This is a genomic window from Streptomyces sp. NPDC002754 (assembly GCF_053592315.1).
The window spans coordinates 88,599-111,371 of record NZ_JBSFVM010000012.1 but is presented as its reverse complement, the minus strand read 5'-3'; the positions used below and the strand labels follow the sequence as shown (position 1 = coordinate 111,371).

The 22,773-nt window shown below is 71.6% G+C and carries 20 protein-coding genes and 3 tRNA genes; 10 read left to right on the top strand and 13 right to left on the bottom strand.

The genetic code is table 11. The features are described 5' to 3' along the window. Positions 1–27 precede the first annotated feature (27 nt). Together ACWD2L_RS23990 and ACWD2L_RS23985 are read right to left on the bottom strand one after the other, a co-directional pair. Entirely contained in the window at positions 28–1,458 is a 1,431-nt protein-coding gene (locus tag ACWD2L_RS23990; RefSeq protein WP_351332703.1) for a xylulokinase, read from the bottom strand. A 39-nt stretch (positions 1,459–1,497) separates the two neighbouring features. After that, on the bottom strand, positions 1,498–1,809 hold the full coding sequence (locus ACWD2L_RS23985) for a YtxH domain-containing protein (RefSeq protein WP_351332705.1): 312 nt from the start codon (positions 1,807–1,809) through the stop codon (positions 1,498–1,500). A 180-nt stretch (positions 1,810–1,989) separates the two neighbouring features. Here ACWD2L_RS23985 and ACWD2L_RS23980 point away from each other — a divergent pair. The 3 genes from ACWD2L_RS23980 (at position 1,990) to ACWD2L_RS23970 (ending at position 2,391) form a co-directional block, all read left to right on the top strand. Beyond that, positions 1,990–2,062, top strand: a tRNA-Asn gene (locus ACWD2L_RS23980). 5 nt (positions 2,063–2,067) lie between these two features. After that, positions 2,068–2,140: transfer RNA gene (locus ACWD2L_RS23975), tRNA-Asn, on the top strand. A gap of 177 nt (positions 2,141–2,317) precedes the next feature. Beyond that, positions 2,318–2,391, top strand: a tRNA-Ile gene (locus tag ACWD2L_RS23970). Between the two features lie 92 nt (positions 2,392–2,483). On the opposite strand, the gene ACWD2L_RS23965 is transcribed toward ACWD2L_RS23970, so the two are convergent. The 11 genes from ACWD2L_RS23965 to ACWD2L_RS23915 form a co-directional block, all read right to left on the bottom strand. Then, positions 2,484–3,521, bottom strand: coding sequence for a rod shape-determining protein (locus tag ACWD2L_RS23965; RefSeq protein WP_351332708.1), 1,038 nt, complete (start codon positions 3,519–3,521; stop codon positions 2,484–2,486). A 484-nt stretch (positions 3,522–4,005) separates the two neighbouring features. Continuing rightward, entirely contained in the window at positions 4,006–4,596 is a 591-nt protein-coding gene (locus ACWD2L_RS23960) for a hypothetical protein (RefSeq protein WP_351332711.1), read from the bottom strand. Next, complete coding sequence (locus tag ACWD2L_RS23955; protein WP_351332714.1) at positions 4,568–5,407, bottom strand: FkbM family methyltransferase; 840 nt, start codon at positions 5,405–5,407, stop codon at positions 4,568–4,570. Before ACWD2L_RS23955 ends, ACWD2L_RS23960 begins: the two co-directional genes overlap by 29 nt. Continuing rightward, on the bottom strand, positions 5,404–5,637 hold the full coding sequence (locus ACWD2L_RS23950) for a Trm112 family protein (RefSeq protein ID WP_351332716.1): 234 nt from the start codon (positions 5,635–5,637) through the stop codon (positions 5,404–5,406). Before ACWD2L_RS23950 ends, ACWD2L_RS23955 begins: the two co-directional genes overlap by 4 nt. Then, positions 5,627–6,550 (bottom strand): hypothetical protein, encoded by a 924-nt coding sequence (locus ACWD2L_RS23945; RefSeq protein WP_351332719.1) that lies wholly within the window; start codon positions 6,548–6,550, stop codon positions 5,627–5,629. The genes ACWD2L_RS23950 and ACWD2L_RS23945 overlap by 11 nt, the downstream gene beginning before the upstream one ends. A 6-nt stretch (positions 6,551–6,556) precedes the next feature. Beyond that, on the bottom strand, positions 6,557–7,309 hold the full coding sequence (locus tag ACWD2L_RS23940) for a class I SAM-dependent methyltransferase (RefSeq protein ID WP_351332722.1): 753 nt from the start codon (positions 7,307–7,309) through the stop codon (positions 6,557–6,559). Further along, positions 7,306–8,607, bottom strand: coding sequence for a condensation protein (locus tag ACWD2L_RS23935; RefSeq protein WP_351332725.1), 1,302 nt, complete (start codon positions 8,605–8,607; stop codon positions 7,306–7,308). Before ACWD2L_RS23935 ends, ACWD2L_RS23940 begins: the two co-directional genes overlap by 4 nt. Continuing rightward, positions 8,604–12,839 carry an alpha-(1->3)-arabinofuranosyltransferase gene (locus ACWD2L_RS23930; protein WP_351332728.1) on the bottom strand — a complete coding sequence of 1,412 codons (4,236 nt, stop codon included), beginning with the start codon at positions 12,837–12,839 and terminating at the stop codon, positions 8,604–8,606. The genes ACWD2L_RS23935 and ACWD2L_RS23930 overlap by 4 nt, the downstream gene beginning before the upstream one ends. Beyond that, the gene (locus ACWD2L_RS23925; RefSeq protein ID WP_351332731.1) at positions 12,836–13,585 is read right to left on the bottom strand and encodes a class I SAM-dependent methyltransferase; all 750 of its coding nucleotides are present in this window, start codon (positions 13,583–13,585) and stop codon (positions 12,836–12,838) included. Before ACWD2L_RS23925 ends, ACWD2L_RS23930 begins: the two co-directional genes overlap by 4 nt. A 21-nt stretch (positions 13,586–13,606) precedes the next feature. Continuing rightward, entirely contained in the window at positions 13,607–14,755 is a 1,149-nt protein-coding gene (locus tag ACWD2L_RS23920; protein WP_351332734.1) for a glycosyltransferase family 4 protein, read from the bottom strand. Between the two features lie 181 nt (positions 14,756–14,936). Then, entirely contained in the window at positions 14,937–15,947 is a 1,011-nt protein-coding gene (locus ACWD2L_RS23915; RefSeq protein ID WP_351332737.1) for a DUF3068 domain-containing protein, read from the bottom strand. 300 nt (positions 15,948–16,247) lie between these two features. Between ACWD2L_RS23915 and ACWD2L_RS23910 the strand changes: the two genes are divergently transcribed. The 7 genes from ACWD2L_RS23910 to ACWD2L_RS23880 all read left to right on the top strand — a co-directional run bounded on the left by ACWD2L_RS23910 (position 16,248) and on the right by ACWD2L_RS23880 (position 22,737). Then, on the top strand, positions 16,248–16,400 hold the full coding sequence (locus tag ACWD2L_RS23910) for a hypothetical protein (protein WP_351332739.1): 153 nt from the start codon (positions 16,248–16,250) through the stop codon (positions 16,398–16,400). Positions 16,401–16,403: 3 nt separating this feature from the next. Then, positions 16,404–17,633 carry a helix-turn-helix domain-containing protein gene (locus ACWD2L_RS23905; RefSeq protein WP_351332742.1) on the top strand — a complete coding sequence of 410 codons (1,230 nt, stop codon included), beginning with the start codon at positions 16,404–16,406 and terminating at the stop codon, positions 17,631–17,633. A gap of 139 nt (positions 17,634–17,772) precedes the next feature. Then, the gene (locus ACWD2L_RS23900; protein ID WP_351332744.1) at positions 17,773–18,549 is read left to right on the top strand and encodes an IclR family transcriptional regulator; all 777 of its coding nucleotides are present in this window, start codon (positions 17,773–17,775) and stop codon (positions 18,547–18,549) included. After that, complete coding sequence (locus ACWD2L_RS23895; protein WP_351332747.1) at positions 18,546–19,394, top strand: SMP-30/gluconolactonase/LRE family protein; 849 nt, start codon at positions 18,546–18,548, stop codon at positions 19,392–19,394. Before ACWD2L_RS23900 ends, ACWD2L_RS23895 begins: the two co-directional genes overlap by 4 nt. A 174-nt stretch (positions 19,395–19,568) precedes the next feature. Then, a complete protein-coding gene (locus ACWD2L_RS23890; protein WP_351332749.1) occupies positions 19,569–20,945 on the top strand; it encodes an extracellular solute-binding protein in 1,377 nt (458 codons plus the stop codon). Beyond that, entirely contained in the window at positions 20,942–21,883 is a 942-nt protein-coding gene (locus tag ACWD2L_RS23885; protein ID WP_351332751.1) for a carbohydrate ABC transporter permease, read from the top strand. Before ACWD2L_RS23890 ends, ACWD2L_RS23885 begins: the two co-directional genes overlap by 4 nt. After that, positions 21,880–22,737 carry a carbohydrate ABC transporter permease gene (locus ACWD2L_RS23880; protein WP_351332754.1) on the top strand — a complete coding sequence of 286 codons (858 nt, stop codon included), beginning with the start codon at positions 21,880–21,882 and terminating at the stop codon, positions 22,735–22,737. The genes ACWD2L_RS23885 and ACWD2L_RS23880 overlap by 4 nt, the downstream gene beginning before the upstream one ends. Positions 22,738–22,773 lie beyond the last annotated feature (36 nt).

Below are 22,773 nucleotides of genomic sequence, written 5' to 3'. Positions count from 1 at the left end.
TTCCGGAACGCCGGGAGACCGGGTCCCTCAGGCGAACGCGCCGGGGTGGATCTGGTCCCGTACGGCCCGGTACTGCTGCCGCACCGCCTTGCCCACCGGCAGTTCGTCGCCCGCCTCGAAGACCTGCGCGGCCGCGCCCTGCCACTGCGGCAGCTGCCCGTTCAGCGCCCACGCGGCCTGTCGCGCCGCACCGATCGCCGCGTAGTCCGCGGGCTGCGGCACCACGACCTGCGCCTCGAAAAGGGCCGGCGCCACGCTCTGCACGGCCGGCAGCTCGGCGGCGGCGCCCAGCAGGAACACCCGCCGGATCTCCACGCCACGGCCCCGCAGCACGTCCATGGCGTCGGCGAGCCCGCACACCATGCCCTCGAACGCCGCCCGCGCCAGATGCTCCGGCTTCATGGACTCCCGGCGCAGCCCGCTCAGCGTCCCCGCGGTGTGCGGCAGATTCGGCGTCTTCTCGCCCTCCAGATAGGGCAGGAGTACGAGTCCGTGGGCGCCCGGCGTCGACTTCATGGCCAGCTCGGACAGCTCCTCAAGGCCTCCGTCGAGCCCCAGCATGTCGACCGTGCCCCGCAGCGCCCGTACCGCGTTCGACGTATGGACCACCGGCAGGTGCATTCCGGTCGCGTCGGCGAGCGAGGTGATGGAACCGCTGGAGTCCACGAGCGCCTCATGGTGCACGGCCATCACGGAGCCCGAGGCCCCGAGGGAGACCACGGCGTCCCCGGACTGCACGCCGAGCCCGAACGCGGCGGCCATCGTCTCCCCGGTCCCGGCCGAGATGACCAGGCCCTCCGGGGTCCGCCCGGCCGCCTCACCGGGGCCGATCACCTCCGGCAGCGCCACCTGGTGCCCGAGCGCCAGCTCCACCAGATCGGGCCGCCACGTGGCGCTCGCCGCCGACCAGTACCCGGTGCTCGAGGCCCCGCCACGGTCGGTGGTCCGGCGCGCGGGCCGGCCGAGGAGCTGCCACACCAGCCAGTCGTGGGCCTGCATCAGGGCGGCCACCTGCTCGGCGCTCGAAGGCTCGCTCCGCGCCAGCCAGCGCAGCTTGGTCACCGGCAGCGCCGCCTGCGGCACGCTCCCCACGGCCTCGGCCCACGCCTCGCGCGAGCCGAGCCGGTCGACCAGGTCGGCGGCCGCGACCTGCGCCCGCTTGTCCCCGCCGACCAGCGCCGGGCGCACGGTATTGCCGTGCGCGTCCAACGGCACCACGGTGTTCTGCTGCGCGGAGACCCCGATGGCCTGCACGCCTTCGAGCAGCCCTCCGCCCGCGGCCTCGCCGAGCGAGAGAAGCCACGCCTGGGGATCCACGTCGGACGGCCGTCCGCCGCCTTCCGGTGCCTCCAGCGGGTGCGGGGCATACCCCTGCCGCAGCACGGCCCCGGTGTCGGCGTCACAAACGACTATGCGCGTAAATTCGGGCGAACTGTCCAGCCCGGCGACTATCCCCATGACTGAAATACTGCCGTACCGCCGGACGCTTCTGTGCCGTCAGGTGTTGCTGGTGCCCCAGTCGTCGGTCGCCGCGCCGTCCCCCGGGCCGCCGCGCTCGCGCAGCGTGCGCACCCGGCCGGCGACCGAGTCCGGGACCTTGCTCTCGACCTTCTCGCTCACCGAGTGGAAGGCCTTGCCCGCGACGTTGCGCGTCTGCTGCGCCGCCGTCTCCGCCGTATTGCGCACGGCCGGGTTCTGGGCGATCTCCCGCGCGGACTTCTTCAGCTTCTCGTAACGCTCCCTGCCGGCCCTCGTGCCCAGCACGTATCCCAGGGCCAGACCGGCGATGAATGTGAGCCGATAGCGCATGGTCGGCCACCCTTTCCGTAGCGAGGCTTCGTGGTCGGTGCGGTCACCGTCGAACTTGTTGATCACCTGAGGGGTACCGATTGGCGGAGCACCCCCCTCCTTGCGCTAATGTATGTGTCGCAGCGAGCGCACGCCGCCTGGGGAGTACCCAGGTGAGTTCGTTCGATGCGACGAGGTCATTCCCCTGTAGCTCAATTGGCAGAGCAGTCGGCTGTTAACCGGCAGGTTACTGGTTCGAGTCCAGTCGGGGGAGCTCGATCTCTCGTAGCTCAATTGGCAGAGCAGCCGACTGTTAATCGGCAGGTTACTGGTTCGAGTCCAGTCGGGAGAGCTGTGAACAAGTCCCTCCGGAGCCCCCTCCGGAGGGCTTTTTCTTGCCTGGTGGAACCACCGGCTCGACAGGGGAGTCCTCATGGTCGTGCAGAGCCGGACCATCCGAGGCAGGAGATCGTATGAGCGGCTATGCTGCGGCAGACGGCGCGCACACTTGTACGCGCCACGCCGAAACGGGGCGGTAGCTCAGCCGGTTAGAGCAGCGGACTCATAATCCGTCGGCCGTGGGTTCGAGTCCCACCCGCCCCACCGTATGTACGTGGCGCAGAAACGATGCGACCGGCTCGTACGCAAGCTGATGGCCCGTCACGGAAGCCGTGACGGGCCATTCGGCGTTTCTGTCAGTCGGCCAGCGGGTTCAGGGCCATTGGCTGGATCCGGCCCTCCAGCATCTCGCCGAGGCCCCGCACCGCGCACACGTCGGGGCGCTCGGCGATGTGCACCGGGACGCCCGTCGCGGACCGCAGCATCTGGTCGAGCCCCGGCAGCAGGGCGGAGCCGCCGACCATCATGATGCCGCGCTCCGCGAGGTCGGCGACCAGGTCGGGCGGGCAGTCGCGCAGCACCCTGCCGATGCCGTCGAGGACGGCGGTCAGCGGGGTGTGGATCGCGCTGCGGACGGCGGCCGTGTCCACGTGCACGGAGCGGGCCAGGCCCGTCGCCACGTCGCGGCCGTGGATCTCGGTCTGCTCCGGGCCCAGCGGGGTGAGCCCGTTGCCGCTCAGGGCGAGCTGTAGGGGGCGTACGGACTGGGAGGGCAGCATCAGCGCGTGGTGCTGGCGCAGGTGCTGGACGACCGCGTGGTCGATGGCGTCGCCGCCAACGGGGATGCGGGCGGCCGTCACGATCGAGCCGAGCGAGAGGACCGCGATCTGCGTGGTGGCCGCGCCGCAGACGATGATCATCGTGGCCTCGGGCTGCTCCACCGGGAGGCCGCAGCCGACCGCGGCCGCGATCAGGGTGTCGACCAGCTCCACGCGGCGGGCGCCGAGGCCGACGAGGGTCTCGACGGCGGCGCGCTGGGCCAGCGGGTCCGCGTCGTGCGGCACGGCGGCCGCGGCGCGGAGGCGGGGCTTGCGGCGAAGGGTGCGGCGGAGCTTGTCGCCGAGCAGGTGGCGCAGCATCCGCTGGGCCATCTCGATGTCGACGACCGTGCCACCGGAGACCGGGCGCACGACGCGGATGTAGTGCGGGGTGCGGCCCGTCATCCGCTCGGCGAACTCGCCGACCGCGATCAGCGCGCCGGTGCGGGTGTTGACCGCCGCCGCGCTCGGTTCATCGACGACGAGGCCCGCGCCCTTCACGTACACGCGGGTGCGCGCGGCACCCAGATCGACGGCGAAGTGGCAGCGGCGCAACTGCTCCAGACTGGCGGTCATGGCAGATCCTCCCGAGAGCGCGGACCGTAGTGGGCTCGCCGGGCGGCGACCCTTCTGGCATCCTGCGGTCGCGCGCGGGAGGTCGCCCGCTGGAGTAGGCCGGGTGGGTCTGGAACGGTCCGGAAACACCGGGGCGCCGCCTCCCGTGGGACGTGGGAGACGGCGCCGCTTCGGTGTCCGACGGTGCTACACCAGCCAGCCGAGGAAGTGGGCGAGGCCGGCGACGATGTCGGTGATGACGTTCATGTGACGCGTTCTCCTAGCGATGATGCAAAGTGCACTGGTGGTGCAAAGTGCATATGGGACTTGGGACTTGAGATGTGCATCGCGATGCGGTCGCTACGGTCTGCAGCCCGTTGCTTGCGCTCCGTAAGCATCGTTCGTCGCGGGTCGGCGGCGCAAACTTCTGGGCGACGATCACCTGTTCCAGGGAACAACTGCGCCACTGTTCGTTTTCGGCGTTCGTTTATCTTTTTGGCTGCTTCTACGCCTCGTACCAGCGCTGAAGCAGTCCCCACGTGAACTCCGCCCGCACCTCGCGGGGCGTCCCCGACTCGTCGGGGGCGCGGAACGCCAGGCCCCAGCGGGTGGGCGCCGAGCCTTCGAGGGGGCGGGCCGGGGCGAAGGCGCGGGCCGCCTCGTCCACCGTGCAGGACCAGGGCGTCAGATCGGCGAGGGTGCGCAGGGCCGGGCCCGGGGTGCCCGGAGCGCGGATCAGCCACTCGTTCCAGATCCCGCCCGTGGGTGCGAGCAGCACCTCGAAGCGCAGGTCGGGCCAGAGCGGCACCGGCCACAGCAGCGCCTCGCACTCCAGGTCGCCGACCTTGCGGATCAGGGTGCGCTCCGGGGCGCCGAGCACGGACCGGTAGCGGGAGACCGCTCCCCGCGCGTGACGCGAGTGCAGCTTCGCCTGCCAACGGCGGTTCGCCTCCCGCATGTCGGCGACGGCGACTCCGAGGTCGGCGCGGGCGGTCTCCACGAGCTCCGGGTTGTGGTCGGCCATGCGGCGCAGCAGGACCAGTTGGAAGTCCAGCGGAGTGAAGGGGTCAGCGGGGCGTCCTGGCATGCGCCCCATGGTGGCGTACGCCGCCGGGGGCCCGCCCGTCCGGCAGGAACAGCACCGAGTTCACGTACCGCGGCCGGCGCCCGGCCGGGGTGAGGGCCCGGCGCAGCAGGCCCTGCGACGCGATGTGGGAGGTGCCGCGCTGATGGGCCGCCAGATCGTAGGAGGGCAGCGGCAGCCAGTCGGTGTCGGCGCCGGCGGATGGCAGGACCCAGCCTTCGTAGCCCTGCGCCCGCAGATGGTCGACGACCGGGGCGATCGGCTGGATACGGGTCTCCAGCTCGATGAAGAGGGCGGGTCGGTCGTGGGCGAGCAGGGCGCGGGCGCCGCGCAGCACCCGCAGCTCCGCCCCGTCCACGTCGACCTTGATGAAGTCCACGTCGTGGAGGGCGAGTTCGTCGAGCGTCACGCAGGGGACGGCGCGGCCGGACGGCGCGTGCAGGCCCTCGCGGCGCACGAGCGACGACACTCCGCGTTCGCCGCGCTCGTCGTGCGGCGGTTGCCACAGCGGGGCCGTACCGGGGCGGTCGCTGGCGGCCGCCCGCACGACCCGTACGTTCGCCGGAGCGGAGGCGGCGAGCACCCGGGCCAGGTGCGGGACCGGTTCGAGGGTGATCACGCGGCGGGCCGGGCCCGCGAGGCGGTGGGTCCACGGGCCGTACCAGCCGCCGACGTCCACTGCCGTGCCGCAGGAGCCCGCGGCGGGCAGCATGTCGGCGAGCCGGGTCAGCTCCGGCTCGAAGCGCGGGTACAGGGCGCGGGCCGTCGCCGCGGTCAGCCGGGCCGGCAGCCAGGGGGCGATCCGGGCGGCGAGCGTCGTCATGGCAGGGCCCGCTTCGCCCGTTGCAGGAGCTGTTCGTGCTCGCCCTCCGGGACCTGTTCGCCGGACGAAGGGAGGAGTTGCGGGATGCCGTCGACGATGGGGTAGCGGCGGTGCAGCCGGGGGTTGTAGAGGCAGTCGCCCGCGACTCCTTCCGGTGCGGGCAGCAGGAGCAGCGGCCCCTTGTCGAGCGGGCAGGCGAGGATCTTGAGCAGCGGGTCGTCAGGGTTCATTCGGGAGCAACTCCCTTGGCTCTTGGTCGGGTTGTGGGGAGGCGTCGTGTTTCGGCATCAGGAGGAGCACGGCGACCGCGAGGGCCGTGCCCGTCACGCGCAGCGTCAGGGGCACCGGTTCGTGGGGGAGCGACTCGCCGAACGCGAGCGTGCCGAGGACCGCCGTGAACAGGCAGGTCACCGTCGTGCACACCGGGACGATCAGCGAGGCGCGGCAGCGTTGCAGGGCCGCCTGCGACATGACGAGCCCGAACGCGCCCGTGCACATCAGCAGATACGGGTACGGCGAGGTGAGCAGGGCCGGGATGTCCGGGAGCACGCCCGACACACCTTTGATGGCGAGCGAGCTGACCCCGTAGAGCAGGCCCACCGCGACCCCGTACTCGACGCCCGTGGTCGGGAGCCGGTGGCGGTGCCGCGCGCGGCGCTCCGCGGCGGCGTACAGGGACAGGCCCGCCGCCAGCGACGGCACGCACACCAGGAGGATGAGGGGCGCGGGCGAGGTGTGCCCCACCGCGTCCGCGTTCTCCTCGTTCCCCTGGAGCGAGAGCACCACCATGAGCAGCGCCGCCAGGATCGCGGCGATGGCGTAGCGCTCGCGGCCCGAGGTGCGTTCGCCGAGGAGCCGGGCCGACAGGAGCAGGAGCAGCACCAGGCCGGAGACGAAGATGCCCTGGGCCGCGGCGATGGGAAGCGTTCGGTAGACGGCGAGTTGGGCGCCGAAGCCGGAGGCCAGGGCGATGGAACCGGCCAGCCACAGCGGGCTCGTCACCACCTGGCGCAGGAGGTGGGCCGGGCGGCGCACGCTCACCTCGGGCAGGCTGGTGAGGGCCCGCTTCTCCAGGACGAAGCCGACGCTGTAGAGCGTGTTGGCGAGCAGTGCCGCGCCGACTCCCCATGCCACGGCGGGCATCGCCCCTCACGTCCTTCGCGCGTGCAGGAGAAGGATCGAGGCGAGGGAAGGGGCCGCGCAGGCGAGCCGGTCGAGGGGGCGGAGCGGGCGTGGCACTCCGTGGAACGGTGCCCCCGCGAGGCGTACGACCTCGAAGCCCGACGCGGCGACGAACTCCCGCAAGGCGCGCGGCGTGTAGAGGCGCAGATGGCCCACGACCTCGGTGCCCGGCCTGCCGTGGATCGCGCGCAGGCTCACCTCCGAGAAGACGGGCTGCACTCCGGCGAGGAGCAGCGCCCGGTTGTACCAGGCGGCCAGGTTCGGGGTGGACAGCATGAGATGGCCGCCCGGGCGAAGAACGCGGCGGATCTCGTCGAGCGCGGCGTCGGGGTCGACGAGGTGCTCGACAACCTCGGAGAGCAACACCGCGTCGGCGGATGCGTCGGCGAACGGCAGTCCGTGGCCCGTCAGTTCACCGCGTACGACCCCGGGGACGCGGCGGGCCGCGCGGCGCAGCGCGTCCTGTGACCAGTCGACGCCGATGAGGCGGTGGCCGTCGGTGCCGGGGAGGAGGCGGGCGGTGGTGGCCGCGGCCGTGCCGTCGCCGCAGCCGATGTCCAGGACGGTGGCGTGGCGGGTGCCGGACAGGGCGGCGGCGAGGATGCGGGCCTGGCGGCGGGTGCGGGGGGTGCCGGAGGCCACCGGGACGGCCGGGTTCTCGTAGAAGTCCCTCAAGTCCTTTGGTGGGGACTCGGGTTCGGGGTGCGTTGTCGTTGTCATGGTGCCTCCTCCTGCGTCGCGTGGAGGTGCTGCTCGAACAGGTCGCGCAGGCGGGCCCCGTCGCCGGGGCCGAGCAGCGTGCGCGACCAGCGCAGGGCCAGGTGGAGCCGGCCCGCCGTGGCCGCCGTCGTGAAGGTGAGGCCGCGCGGCATCCGGGCCGGGGCTGAGAACCAGACGGCGCGGGCGTGGCCGCCGTCGCCGAAGTCCAGCGGGTACGGGATGCGGCCGATGTTGCTGAGCAGGGTCGTCGACGTCCACGGGGCAGCTGCCGTGCGCAGGGCGCGGGTGGCGGCGGCGCGCCAGGCGACCGGGGCGTAGGGGCTGGTCAACAGGGCGGCGCCGTGGCCGAGTTGGGGGCGTGGTTGGCCTTTGAGCGCGGCTGTGCGGGTGGCGGTGAGGCGGAGGAGGGTGGGGGTCGGTGAGCTCAACTCGGTCGGGGTGAGCGCTACTTCTACCAGGCGGGTGCCGTTGCCGATGGGCATCGTCGTGTCGCGCGGGCGGTCGTCCACCGGCATGGTGACGCGCAGGGGGCGGTGGGTGTGGTGGGTGCCGTGCTCCTCGTTCCAGTCGGCGATGGTGCGGGCCGTGGCCACCATCAGCTGGTCGTTGACGGTGTACGGGGCGCCCTTGGGGCGGCGGGGCACCGACAGCTCGGTGACCAGGAGGCCGTTGCCGGGGCGGGGGTCCGGGGTGCCGGTCGCCACGCGGGCGGGGCGGGACCAGGGGGACGGCTGGGCCTCCGGTGGCGGGGGAGGTGGTTGCGGTGCGCCGCCGGGGGGCGGGGAGTTGTCGCGGCCTCCGTACAGTTCCGCCGCGGTGGCGATGACGCGGAGGCAGGCGGGGCCGTCGAGGGCCGTGTGGTTGATGGTGAGGAACAGCACGGTGGTGTGTGTGAGCGGGTGCTCCACCGCCTCCAGGCGTACGGGTGGGGAGGCGGTGAGGGGTGGGGCCTCGGCGAGGGAGCGGGTGCGGGCCTCGTGCAGGGCGTTCGGGGTGGGGGCCGGGAAGGAGACGGAGGGGGTGTCCGGGGTCGGGGTCAGTTCCCACTCGTAGCGGCGGCTGTACCAGGGGCGGGGGGCCTCGCGCATGAGGATGCGGGGGTGGTGGTGGAGGGCGTTCGTGAACGCGGTGGTGAGGCGGGTGGGGTTCAGGGTGCCGGTGAGGTGGATCTCGATGTGGACGGTTTCCGGTTCGCGGTCCTGGAGGCAGTGGCGGGAGACCTCGTCGACGGTCGGGAAGGGGATTCGGCTGGGCCGATTGCTGTGGTTGCCCCGGGTGGGGCGGTCCAGGGCGGTCATGGGGTGGCGCCCTTCCGTGAGGTCTCGGCCGACTCGGTCGAGGTCGCGGGGCTCTGCCCCGGACCCCGCTCCTCAATCGCCGGAGGAGCTTGAATAGTTGGACTCTGCGCCTCATGTGGCGGCAAGGCTTGATTGGCTGGGCCCCGCGACTCAATCGCCGGCGGGGCTGAATGAACCGTCACCAGTGCTGCGAACAGGGCCAGTAGCGCCAGGAGTTGGGGAGTCGCGCCGTATGCGCCCGATCCCTCCCGGACCGGTTCGCCCGCTCCCGTCGCCGCCACCACGCCAGCCGCCGTCATCGCCGCGAACGCGATCGGGACCAGGAGGGCGTGGCGTTTCCAGGCGAGGAGGGCGAGGGCCGGGACCAGGGCCGCCCAGGGGCCCGCGATCACGATGCCGATGGCCGTGAGGAGGGCCGTGCCGATGATCCAGCCGGGCGCCGGCGGCGGGGCCGGGGGCGCCGCTTCCGTGTCCCGCCTGCGCCACAGGCAGAGCGCGCCCAGTGCCAGGATCGCCGCGCCCGATGCGAACAGGCCGATCTCGTACGTGCGGGCCGGGGCGTAGGAGAGCTTGACCGTGCCGCTCGCTCCGCCGGGGATCAGCCACGCCTGCTGCCAGCCGTCCAGGCGCAGCGAGGACAGCTTCTTGCCGTCGAGGGTCGCCTCCCAGCCGTCGTTGGCGTTCTCGTACATGGTCAGGTACGTCGCCTCGCCCGCGTCGACCCGTACTTCGCGGCGGTCGCCGAGCCAGTCGCGGACCGTGAGGCCGCGGACGGTGGGCGCGGCCTCCGTGGTGGCTGTGGTGTTGGTGAGGGTGATGTCCGTGAGGGAGAGCGGGCCGGAGGGGGAGGTCTTGAGGGTGTGCGGACCCGCCGGGAGGTCCAGGGCCGCGCCGCACGGCTTCACGGTGACCGGGCGGCGTTCCGTCAGGGCGCGCAGGGTGCCGCTCGCGGAGGTGCGGTGGCGGGTGCCGTCGATCGTCACCGTCGGGCCCTTGCCGCAGGGGAGGCTGAACCTGCGCTCTGGCGTGGGCTGTTCGACGCGGTAGGCGTCGAGGGTGGGGATGTAGGCCTCGGTCAGGCCCACGGGGAGCTGCAGGTCCTTGTCGGCGACCGGGTTGTGGACCTTGAGCGGGGCCGACTTCGTGATGGTGATGTCCAGGCGGTTCGTGGTGATGGGGTCGAAGCGGGCCACTCCGTTCTCGTCGACGCCGGCCACCGCCGCGCCGTCCGGGCTGCTGATCTCGATCTTCTCGGGGCGGGTGGTGAGGCCGCCGGCCCCGGCGAGGACGAGGGTGGAGACGGGCTGCTTGTCCGGCCAGCGCAGGTGGATCGTGGGGTCGTCGCCCGCGATCCAGGCCGTCGTCAGATCGCCGTCGGTGAGGTTGCGGGGCGTGGTGTTGAGGCCGAGTTCGGCCGTGGAGTCCGCGGTCGCCGTCATCTTGCGGCGCTGGTCGGGGGCCAGGTCGTAGAGGAGCTTGTCGAGCGCGGGGCCGGGGGTGGGGGCGGCCTTCGCCTCGAAGTCGTACGTGGATTCGCCGGTCGTCGTGAAGACGCGGTTCAGGGAGCGCTCGGTGTCGGTGAGGGTGAGGCCGCCGTCGCTCGTGGCGCGGTGGAAGGAGTACTGGTCGGCCTGCTCGGAGTCGGCCGGGAGGCGCAGCGCGCGGGTCGCCCGGACGCCGGGGATGTCGATGGACGTGAATCCGGCGCCGGTCAGGCCGGGGCGGGCGCGCTGCGCGTCGAGGATCGTCACGCGCAGCCAATTCGCCGTACCGGAAGGAGACTTGATCTTCTGGCGTTTGCCGTTCGGCTGGATGTTGGCCGTCGTGGAGCCCTTGTCCGTCTCGATCCGTACGCGGGTCGGGGCCGCCCGCACGTTGTTCTGCGGCAGTGGTGTCAGGTGGATGGTGGCGGGGATCCGCGTCGGTTCGGAGAAGTCGATGCGCGCCCATTCGCCCTTGGCGGAGTCGGGGGCGCCTTCCGCCCACGCCGTGTCGGGGTCCTTGTCGAAGGCGTTGACCGGGTCGAACTGGGGGAGGTGCAGCAGCCAGTTGCCGCTGGAGGAGGCTGTCACCGAGCGGGCGCCCCGGATGTCGGCCGTCGTCTGATGGGCGATGCCGTCGGTCGGGAGGATCTGCTTCGGCTCCTCGCCCGGGTTCTCGGAGGCGTTCGGGCTGTTGCGTTCCTTCGGCGTGTACGGGTACGAGGTGTTGGTGTTGACCAGGCCGAAGCGGGTGTCCGCGCGGCGCAGGCCGTCGGCGGCGATCTTCAGGGCGGGGTTGCCGATGCCGGGGTGGTTGTCGCCGGTCAGGACGGCGGGGCGGTTCAGGAAGGACGGGTCGGAGGAGAGCCGGAGCAGGGCCTCGGGGCCGCCGCTGACCTCCGCCGTGTTCTGGACCGGGAGCAGGCCCGCCTGGCCGGGACGGTCGGAGGCGTCGCGCGGCGCGTAGATCTCGACGGCGCGGCTGCGCGGGTACAGGCCCTCGATCTGGACCGGCGTCTTCTCCGCGATGCGGCCGCCCGTGACCTTGGGGCCGAACCCGGTCACCCGCTCATAGCCCGACTCGGTCAGCGTCCGCTTGACCGTGGCTGTCGGGACGTAGCCGAACTGGTCGGGGTCGAGATCGCCGCGGACCACCACGTAGTGCAGGCCTGAGCGGCTCAAGTAGTCCTGGAGACCCGGTACTTGGGTGCCGCTCATCAGGGCCTGTTCGACGGCGTCCATGGCGCGCCGGTTGCCGCGGGTGCCGAACGGGACGTAGTCGCGCTGTGCCCAGCGGGAGTCGGCGAGCACGTCGAGCGGCTGGTCGATGGGGGAGCCCCAGGTGTAGATGCCGTGGGCGGTCGCGGGCACGACGAGGGCGCGGGAGTCCGGCGAGTACTTCTTCAGCCAGTCGGCCGTCGTCTCCCAATACGTGGGGAGCTTCTGGAACGCGCCCGGTTGCAGGATCGAGCCGTTGAGGTACGGCCAGGCGAGGCCCGGCACGATGAGGATCGCCGCGATCAGTGTGGCGTACCGCCTCCCGCGCACGGGACGGGCGCCGCGCGGATTCGCGGCCACGCCCACGAGGTGGACGATGCCGAGCACGAGGGCCAGTGCAAGCCCGCTCTGGAACTTGTAGACGTTGCGGAACGGGGCGAGGCCCCCGTCCAGCCACGACCGCACCGTGTCGTGGAAGGGCGCGCCGAGTGAACCCCCGTAGCCGGCAAGGGTGATGAGGGCCGCGGCCATCACGGTGAGCAGCAGCCAGCGGCGCTCCGGGATGTCGCGGCGTGCCAGGCCCGCGAGGCCGAGCGCGGCGGCGAGCGCCGAGCAGACGATGACGACCACCGACGTCGCCACGGCCCAGCCGGCGGGCAGCCAGGCGTCGCCCAGGTGCAGGTACGCCACCCAGTTCCCGGAGCCGCGCAGCGTCTCCGTCGCCGACATGGTGTCCGTCGTGGTCTGTGAACTCTCCACGAACGGAAGGAAGTTCTCGCCGTGGATGCCGAGCAGGACGAGCGGGATCGTCCACCAGGCCGTCGCCAGGACCACGGAGGGGGCCCACCACGCGATCTGGCGGCGCTTGCGGGCGGACGGCGGCCGGGAGAGCAGATACAGGCCGACGGGAAGGAGGGAAGCCAGCGTCGAGGCCGCGTTCACGCCGCCCATGAATGGGATCAGGAGTGCCGAGCGGGTCGCCGAAATGCGGGCCGTCGTACGGGGGTTGGTGAGCGGCAGCAGTACCCATGGCAGGAACGCGCCCGGCAGCGCCGCCGCCGACGTCGAGCCGACGACGATCGTGAACGTCGGCCACAGCGCGTACGCCACCGCGCCGAGCAGGCGGCTTCCCGACGTGCCGATGCCGAGACGCTCGGCGAGGCGCAGGGCGCCCCAGAAGGCGACGGTCACGACGATCGACATCCACAGCCGCTCGGCCAGCCACACCGGGACCTGCAACAGATCGGTCAGGCCGTAGTACGGCAGCATCGGGAACGCGTAGCCGATGTACTGGTCGGAGATCCCGCCGAAACCGGCTCTGTCGTGCCACAGCTCCCCGAGGTCACCGAGGAACTTCCAGGGATCCTGTGAGACGCCGAGCTTCGTCTCGAACGTCGCACGCCCCGGTTGCACCGCGCAGAACGCGACGAACGACACGGCCCAGAACGCGAACAGCCAGCGGCGCGGACGCGCACCCGGCTCGGGGTCCGGGTGCGTCGCCGCGGCCGGTGGGGCCTGGACCATGGTCGTCATGGGGGACACCGCCTGAGGATGAGGAGGAGGTTCCAGGTGGCGAACTCGCGCACGCCGGGGACCCGCGTGACCGACTCCGCGAGGAACGGCCAGTAACGGGAACGCGCCGCGACGACCGACACGTCGTCGCGGGCGCGCACATGGCGCAGGGTGGGGCCGATGTGATGGGCGAAGAGGTTCTCGCCGAGGGTGTGCTTGGGCGCGCGGCCGGTGCGCCGCCGGTAGCGGGCCTGCGCGCGGTCGGCGCCCAGATAGTGCCAGGGCGCCCACTCGTGACCGCCCCACGGGGACAGCCAGTTGGTGAACGCGACGTAGATCAGGCCGCCCGGCTTCGTGACCCGGATCAGCTCGCTCACGAACGTGTCGCGGTCGGCGACGTGCTCCAGGACGTTCGAGGAGAACGTGACGTCCGCCGACGCGTCGGGCAGCGGCAGCAGATAGCCGTCCGCGACCACCGTGCCGGCCGGCGGGTCCTGGCCCAGTTCGGTGGTGTCCGGCTCGAAGAGGAGGGCCTGCGCGCCGCGCGCCCGGAACTCGCGCGTGAAGTGCCCGCTGCCGCCGCCCACGTCCACGACGACCTTCCCCGCCACCTTCCCGTACGCCTCCACCTGGTCGGCGGCGTCCCGGGCGAGCAGCGCGTAACAGGTCTCGGGGTCGCGCTGCTCGCGCAGGAACGCCTTGAAGAGGGTGAGGGACCGGCTGAACGACGGGTCCTTGAAGCCGGTGACCCCGGCCACCACCGTCATGGCGCCCGGCCCATGAGGGGCTCAGACACGGGCCCCCACCGCCTCCGCCGCCACCGCGGAGAACTGCCGCACGGTGTGCGCCCACCGGTAGCCCGCGGCCCGTTCCTGGGCCGCCTTGCCCATCAGCTCGCGGCGGTGCCCGGACAGGGCGAGCGTGCACCAGGCCGCCGCGAAGGAGGACTCGCCGCGCGCGAGCAGTCCGGTGGCGCCGTCCTCGACGGAGTCGCGCACTCCGGGCACGTCGAAGCCGACCGCCGGTGTGCCGCGCGCCGCCGCCTCGGTGACGACCAGGCCCCAGCCCTCGACGGCCGAGGGATGCAGCAGCAGCCAGGCCTCGCAGAGCAGGCGGTGCTTCTCGGCCTCGGAGACGTGTCCGGTGAACTCGACGCCTTCGCCCGCCAGTTGGCGAAGGCGCGGCGCCTCGGGTCCGTCCCCGACGATCACGAGCCGGCCGCCCGTCACCGGACGCACCCGTTCCCACAGGCGCAGGAGCAGGTCGATCCGCTTGTACTCGACGAGCCGGCCCATCGCCAGGAACAGCGGGTCCGGGGAGCGGTCCGCGCACGGACCCGGCTCCTCGACGCCGTTCGGCACGAGGCGGATCCGGTCCTGGTCCACGCCGATGGCGTGCAGTGCGTGCGCCGTCGACGGCGAGACGGCCACGAGCAGATTGCGGCGCTGGGCGCCGGAGAGCGCCCAGTGCTCAAGTCTTCGGCCGAGGTGGGCGGCGGGTGCGAGCGGTCCGCGAAGGCGCATCCGCCACAGGTCCGTGTGGACGTGGTTGACCAGGCAGAGCGTGGGGCCGCGGTGCCACAGCGGGGCCAGGTACGGCATCCCGTTGCAGACCTCGACGAGTAGATCGCAGTCGCCGACCTGGCGGGCGAAGGCCGAGCGGGCCCGCAGGTAGTGGGCGTGCTCGCCGCCGGCGGAGACGACCCGGTAGTCGCGGAAGGCCGCCGGGCCGCCGCACAGCAGCGTCACCTGGTGGCCCCGGCGGGTCAGTCCTTCGGCGAGTCGGTCGACCAGGAGCTCGGAGCCGCCCGCGGCCGGGTTGCCGAGGTCGCGGTGGGCGAGGAACACGATGCGGCGCGGGTGTGGGGGGTCGTGTCGCGGATGCCGTGCGCCGGGTGGAGCCGTGGCGCGCAGCGGGAGGGGCACGTGCTGGGGCATGGGTGCTCCAACTCGTCGGGCGTACGCGGGTGTTCAGGCGTACTTGGGCGTACTGGGAGGTACGGTGCCGAAGCTGTGCGGAGCTTGTGCACGGGGTGGGGAGGGACAGTTTTCGCCCCGCTGTTCGATGCGGCTACTCACCCGCGTGACAAGTTTCGGTCCGTATTTGACTGACGTACCGTCACATCGTGGACGTTTCCAGGGTCGTCGGGGACGTATCGGGATCCGGACGCTGTGACCCTTCCGGCTCCGGCCTGCCACCCCTGCCCCGTACGACGAACACGAGACCGGCCGCCACGAGCAGCACACCCAGACCACCCGCCACCAGCGGCAGCGTCGTACCGAGCAGTGTGAGCCGGTCGTTGTCGTCCTTCGCCAGGGCCACCTGGTCGCGCTGCGTGGCCGGGGTGAAGGCGATCCTCCGGCTGTCCAGGAGCACCGCCGCGTCCTTGTCCTCGCCGGGCGCGCGCAGCGTCTTGCGGGGGCCGATGGCCGCGTGGATGACCCGGCCCGTGCGCTGGTCGACGACGAGTTCGACGCCGTGGTTGGCGTACCACTCCTCGGCGAGGACCTGGCTCTTGTTCGGCTGCCCCACGATCCGGCCCGGCACGAGCCGGGAGCCGGTCCTGGCGGCGGGGACGGTGCCGGTGAACCGGTAGCCCTCGTAGCCCTGCACCTTGGTCGTGCCGCTGAAGCGGAGCGGGACCGTCGCGCCGAGCGTGTTGTCCCACCAGGTGTAGGTGCGCTTTTGCACATTGAAGGGGAACTTCAGGTAGGCCTCGCCGCTGAAGGAGGGCTGCTCGCCGCAGCAGTGCACGGGAGCGTTCGTCCTCCGGTCGGTGACCCAGCGCTCCAGGGTCCACTGCAGCGCGTCGTGCGGATCGGCCGCCGGGAGGGTCTTCGCGGTGTCGACGGACGTCGTGACGTCCCACACCGCCCGGCCGCTGCGTTCGCTCTCGGCCACGTCGCCGCGGGCCTGTCGGGTGATGATCAGCTTGCGGTCGCGCACGGTCCTGATCTTCGCGGTGTCGAAATAACTGCCGGTTCCGGTGAACACGGTCGTCGTGTCGACGTCGACGGGGGTGCGCTCGGCACGCGGTTCGACGTACCAGGCGAGCAGGGCCGCCAGGACGAGGAGGAAGGTGCCGAGACCCGTCATGACCAGCGAGTTCGGTGAGGCTGTACGGCGCATCCGGCACTCCTGGGAGAAGGGGCTTCGCGTGCTGTTACGCGGTCGGCCGGTGAGGACCCTTCTGACGGATCGGGCAACCGACGACAATGCAGCAGATGTGCGTGCCAGGGCCCGCGACTCCAGCAGGATCCGTCAGAAGGGTCCTTTGGGCCGGGAACCGTAGACGTACCCTTGACGAAGTGTCAATGTGCTGCGGAGACTGGGTACTTGGGACGTGCAGTGCTTCGCGCGTCGCATCGCACGGGTGGGGAACGACCTCTGGAACGACCTCGGGATCACCGACGAGAGGCTGACCCTGCGATGAACCGACTGCTCGCCGCCGCGCTGTCCGCGGCCACGGGAGCCGCGCTCGCCCTCGCGGCCGCCTTCGGCGTGCTCGCGCTGATCAACGTGACGCCGGACCAGCCCAATACGCCCCTGGTGACCTACGAGACGCCCGGCCAAGGGGGCTGATCCGTGCCGGCCACCGCTCGCTCCGCATGGTGCGACGTGCCGCGCCTCCAGGCCAAGCAGTTCGTGGCGCTCGCCCTCGACGAGGCACCCCGGCTCGCCCGGGACATCCTCGACGAGATCCACCGCGAGTTCCCCCAACTGCCCGTCGTGCTCGACGAGTCTGGCGAGGCGGTGGCCCTCGTCGGCATCCGCCGCGCCGTCGAGGACTTCGTGCGCGGCTTCGCCGACGGGGCCGCGGACGGCCTCCCGGAGAGCCATGCCCCGGCCCTCTTCCAGGAGTTCGGACGCGGCCAGTCCCTGCACGGCCGCAGCCTCGACTCGCTCCAGGCGATGTACCGGCTCGGCGTGAAGATGTCCTGGCGCCGCCTCGCCGACATCGGGCAGCGGCTGCACATCCCGCCCCCGGCGATGTACGAACTCGCGGAGGCCGGCTACGAGTACCTCGACGGCCTCGTCGACCAGTCGGTGCGCGGCTACGCAGAGGCCGCCGCCCGGCAGGCCGGCGAGCGTCTGCGTCAGCAGCGCAAGCTGATGGACCTGCTCCTCGAAGGGCGGACCGCCGCACCCCGCGACCCCGTGCAGGCGCTCACCGAACGCGCGGCGCGCGTCGGATGGCCGGTGCCCGCGCACGTCGCCGTCGGCGTGCTGCTCCGGCCCGCCCGCGACGCGGTCGCCCCCGCCGTCGGGTCCGACGTCCTCCTCGACATGGAGCCGGAGCGGCCCCGGCTCGTCCTGTCCGAACCCGACGCGGCGGGCCGCGCCGATCTGCTGCGCCGCGCGCTGTCCGGCTGGACCGGGGCGATCGGGCCGCCCGTCGCGCCCGCCGACGCGGCGAAGTCGCTGCGCTGGGCGGAGGCCGCGGTCGGCCTCATGGAGCGCGGACTGCTGCCCGACGCCGAAGTGGTGCAGTGCACCCAGCACACCCAGGCCCTCGTCCTGCTCCAGCCCGAGGAGCTCGTCGACGATCTCGCGCGGCGCGCCCTCGAACCCCTCGGCCGCTGCGGCCCCGCGCATGCGCGGCGGCTCGCCGAGACGCTGCTCGCCTGGCTGGAGACCCGCGGCGGTGCCCCCGAGGTCGCGGCCCGGCTCGGCGTCCACCCGCAGACCGTCCGCTACCGGCTGCGCCAGATCCGCGAGCTGTGGGGCGATGAGGTCGACGACCCGGACCGCCGCTTCGAGCTGGAACTGGTGCTGCGGGCCAGGCGCCTTCGGGGGGAGCTCGGGCCTGTGTAGACCGTGCGGCCCGTTCAGACCGTGTACAGGGCACGGGAACACCCATTGCCCGGTCAATGCCCCTGCGCTTAGCCTATGTTCGTGATACCGACCGTCCGTTGAAATCTCGAACGACTCGAAACATAGGGAGGGGTCGGTTGTGGGACGTCTCGTGCCAGCCGTGACCCGCGCTCTGGACATACTGGAGCTGTTCCTGGACGGGGACGGCACGCTGTCCGCCCCCGACATCGTCCGCAAGCTACAGCTTCCGCGGACCACGGTCCACGAACTGGTCACCACGCTCGCCGCCCGCCAGTACATCGTGCAGGTCCCGAGCCAGCCGGGCCGCTACCGGCTCGGCGTGCGCCCGTACCAGCTCGGCAGCCGGTACGCCGAGCAGCTCGACCTCGCCGCCGAGGGGCAGCACGTCGCCCGCGACGTCGCGGAGACCTGCGACGAGACCGTCCACGTGGCGATCCTCGAGGGCACCGACGTCATCTACATCGCGAAGGTCGACTCCACGCACGCCGTGCGCATGGTGTCCGCCGCGGGGCGCCGCCTCCCCGCGCACTGCACGTCCGTCGGCAAGATGCTGCTCGCGTCGCTGCCCGACGCCGAGCTGACCGCGCGGATCCCGGACGACGCGGACCTCATCGCCATGACCGAGAACTCGATCACCGACCCGGCGGCCCTGCGCGCGCACCTGGAGGACGTGCGCGAGCGCGGCGTCGCCGTGGAGAGCCGCGAGTCGAACACGGACGTGTCGTGCGTCGCCGCGCCGGTCCGCGACCGCACCAACCGGGTCGTCGCCGCGCTCTCCATCTCCGTACCGATGATCCGCTGGAGCGACGCGCGCGAGGACGAGCTGGCGGGGCTCGCCGCGAAGGGCGCCGCCGACCTCTCCGAGCGCCTCGGCCACCGGGGGGCCGCGCGATGACGGTCCGCGTCGAGGAGGCCGTGCGGGCCTCGGCGGAACTGGGCGAGGGCCCGACCTGGGACCCGGCCGCGGGCCGCGTGATCTGGGTGGACATCCTGAACTCCCGCGTGCACACCTACGAGCCGGGCAGCGGCCGCCGCACCGTCCTCGCCACCGAACAGCACGTGGGCGCCGCCAAGCCGCGCGCGGGAGGCGGCCTGGTCGTCAACCTCCGTGACGGCGTGGGGAGTTACGGCCCGGACGGGGCCTTCGCATGGCTGCACCGCGAGCCCGTCCCCGGCCGGCGCGGCAACGACGCGGCGGTGGCCCCCGACGGCGCGCTGTGGGCGGGCTCGATGCCGTACGACGAGACGCCCGGCGGCGGCAACCTGATCCGCGTCGCACCCGACGGCGCGGTGACCGAGGCCCTCGACGACGTCACGATCTCCAACGGCACCGGTTGGAGCCCCGACGGCGCCCGCATGTACTACGTCGACACACCGACGGGCCGTATCGACGTCTTCGACGTGGACGGTGAACGGATAGGAAACCGCGGGGAGTTGGTGGCCGTCGAGGGCGGAGCGGGCTCGCCCGACGGGTTGACCGTCGACGCGGACGGCTGCGTGTGGGTGGCCCTGTGGGACGGGGGTGCCCTCCGCCGCTACACACCGTCCGGCGCCCTCGACCGCGTCGTACGGCTGCCGGTCTCGCGCCCGACGGCCTGCGCCTTCGGCGGTCCCGACCTGACGGATCTGTACGTGACGTCGGCGCGGGTCGGCCTGGAGCGGCCGGAGCCGCTCGCGGGCTCGCTGCTCGTACTGCCGGGACTTGGGCAAGGGGTGACCCAGGCGGCTTTCGGAGGCTGAGACTTCGGCGAAGCCACTTCCAGGAGGCGGGGGCGTACGGCGTTCGCGTCGTGCGCCCCGTACTTTTTCCCGCGATTCCCGCGCGACCCATTGACGCGGAAGCGCTTCGATTTTACGGTCCCGTTCGAAGTTACGAGCGGCATTCGAAATATCGAACGTAGGGAGGGGCCGGTTGTGGGACGACCTGGCCTGAACCGCAGACAACTCCTCGCAGGTGCGGGCGGGTTGGCGGTCGCGGGAAGCCTGGGATTCGCGGCACTGGGCACGGGCGCCGACGCGCTCGCCTCGGGCGCGGACACCCGCGTGCGCTACTGGAACCTCTTCAGCGGCGGCGACGGCTACAACATGATCTCGATGCTGGACGACTTCCGTAAGGAACATCCGGACGTCGACGTGAAGGACTCCACGCTCCAGTGGGGCACCCCGTACTACACGAAGCTCGCGATGGCCGCCGCGGGCAACCGCGCACCCGACCTCGCGGTGATGCACCTGGGCCGCCTCACCGGCTTCTCGCCCGGCCGCCTCCTGGACCCGTGGGACGTCGGTCTGCTCGCCAAGTACGGCGTGAAGGAGGCCGACTACAACCCCGAGCTGTGGAAGCGTGCGGTGATCGACGGCAAGCTCTACGCGCTGCCGCTCGATATCCACGTACAGCTCTGTTACTACCGCAAGGACGTGCTGAAGAAGGCGAGTCTGCTCGACGGTGACGGACGGATGCTCCAAGTGACGTCCACCGACGAGTGGTTCGACATGCTGAAGGAGGCGAAGAAGGCCACCAAGAAGGGACTTCAGACCCTCGGCCTGCACGTCAACGACCTCAACATCCAGTGGTGGATGTTCGTCGCCTTCTACACACAGCTCGGCGGCACCTGGTTCGACAAGGCCAACGCCGAGGTCACCTTCGACACCGGCAAGGCCACCCAGGTCCTGGAGTTCCTGCGCAAGCACATCACCGACGGCTACACCATCTCGGGCGCGGCCGACGCCGAGCAGTTCATCAACGGGTCGCCGTTCGACTGGGAGGGCAACTGGTCGGTGCCGGTCTTCGACGGCGCCAAGGTGGAGTACGGAGCGACCCCGCTGCCGCCCGTCTTCGGCAAGCAGGCCACCCACGCCGAGTCGCACTCCTTCGTCCTGCCGCACCAGGAGGGCCGCGGCGGCGCGGTGAACGAGGCGGCGCACGAACTCGCCGCGTACGTCGTCCAGCACGCCCGGAAGTGGGCGCTCGGCGGACACATCCCGGCGAACACGCCGACCCTGGCCTCGGCCGCGTACAAGAAGATGCACCCGCAGAGCGAGTACGTGTCCGCGATGAACCACCAGGCCACCGAGCCGAAAGTGTGGTTCGCGGGATCGACCGGGCTGCTCGCCCAGCGCACCGGGCCCATCGTCATGTCCTCGACGGCGGGCTCCAGCAGGCCGGAGGCCGCGGCCCGCCGCCTGAAGGGCACGCTGGCCCAGCTCCTCGCATCCAAGAATCCGATGGACGGCAAGACCGCCGCCCAGGCCCTTTCCGGTCCGCGTCACGCGCAGGGAGGTGCGGTCGCATGACGACGACCAGTGCCGAGACCGTCGTCGTACCGCCGCGCGCGAAGACCGCCGCCGCCAGTACGACGGTCCGCCGCAAGCAGGGGTTCCAGCACGGGGGCTGGTTCGTGGCCCCGTTCCTGGCCGTGTTCGCGCTCTTCGTGATCTGGCCGCTGATCCGCGGCGTGTACCTCTCCTTCACCGACGCCAACATCTCCGGTGACGCGGCGAACTTCGTCGGCCTCGACAACTACAAGGAGGCCCTCCAGGACCAGTTGATGTGGGACTCGCTCGGCCACAGCGCGTACTTCACGCTGCTGGTCGTGCCCTCCATCACGGTCCTCGCCTTCCTCCTCGCGATGCTGGCCCACCACATCGAGCGCGGAAAGTGGCTGTGGCGGCTCTGCTTCTTCCTGCCGTTCCTGCTGCCTTCGACGGTCGCGGGCAACCTGTGGCAGTGGCTGTTCAACCCCGGTACGGGCATGGTCAATCACGTCCTCGGCATCGACACGCCCTGGCTGTCGGACAAGTCGTACGCGCTGCTCGGCGTGGTCATCTGCACCGTGTGGTGGACGGCGGGCTTCAGCTTCCTGCTGTACCTGGCCGCCCTCCAAGGCATTCCGGTCCACCTGTACGAGGCCGCGAAGCTGGACGGCGCCAACGCCTGGCACCGGATGGTCCACATCACGCTGCCGATGCTCCGCAACATCACGGGCCTCGTCGTGGCCCTGCTGATCCTCGCCTCGCTCCAGGTCTTCGACCAGGCGGTCGTGATGATGGACTTCGGTCCAGGGCCCGAGGACAGCACGCGCACCTTTGTGCAGTTCACCCTGGAGGAGGGCTTCACCGCCTACCGCGTCGGCTACGCCTCCGCGGTCTCCATCTTCTTCTTCGTGATCATCGCGGCCGTCGCCCTCGCGCGGATGTGGCTGCTGCGCAACCGTGAGGAGGGCGCGCGATGAGCGGCGCCGTGGTTCGGACACGTGCTCGCAGGCCCTGGACGCCCAGCCAGATCGTCCTCACGCTGCTCGGCGCTGCGGTCTCCGCCGTCATGCTGGCCCCGCTGGCCTGGGCCCTGTTCACCTCGCTCAAGTCGGAGACCGAGGCGGTCGAGGTGCCGACGCACTGGCTGCCCGAGGTCTGGACGGGCCAGGCGTGGAAGGCCCTCTTCGAGACCGGCAACATCACCAACTGGTTCGTCAACTCCGTCGTCGTCTCCGTGGTCGTGACGGCGGTGGTCCTCTTCGTCGCGTCACTCGCCGGATACGGGTTCGCGCGTACGGAGTTCAGGGGCAAGGCCTTCCTCATGGGCGTGGTGATGGCGGGCCTGATGATCTCCCCGGCCGTCCTCGGCGTCCCGCTGTTCACCACGGTCCAGCAGATGGGGATGGTCGACACGTACTGGGGCATGATCCTTCCGCAGTGCGCGCCCGCCGCGATGGTCTACATCCTCTACAAGTTCTTCCAGGGCATCCCGAAGGAACTGGAGGAGGCGGCCTTCATCGACGGCGCGGGCCGCTGGCGGGTCTTCTTCACCGTCATCCTGCCGCTGTCCCGCCCCTCGCTCGCGGCGGTCGGCATCTTCACCTTCATCAGTTCGTGGAACAACTTCCTGTGGCCGTACATGGTCACCAACAACCCCGACCTGATGACCATGCCGAACGGCATCGCGACCGTCATGAACTCCTACGGCATCCAGTGGGCCCAGCTGATGGCCGGTGGCCTGATGGCGGGCCTGCCCCTGATCATCGTCTTCGTCTTCTTCCAGCGTCAGATCGTGGCGGGCGTCGCCCACACGGGCCTCGCCGGCCAGTAGTCGGCCCCGCGCCAGTAGTCAGTCCCACGCCAGCAT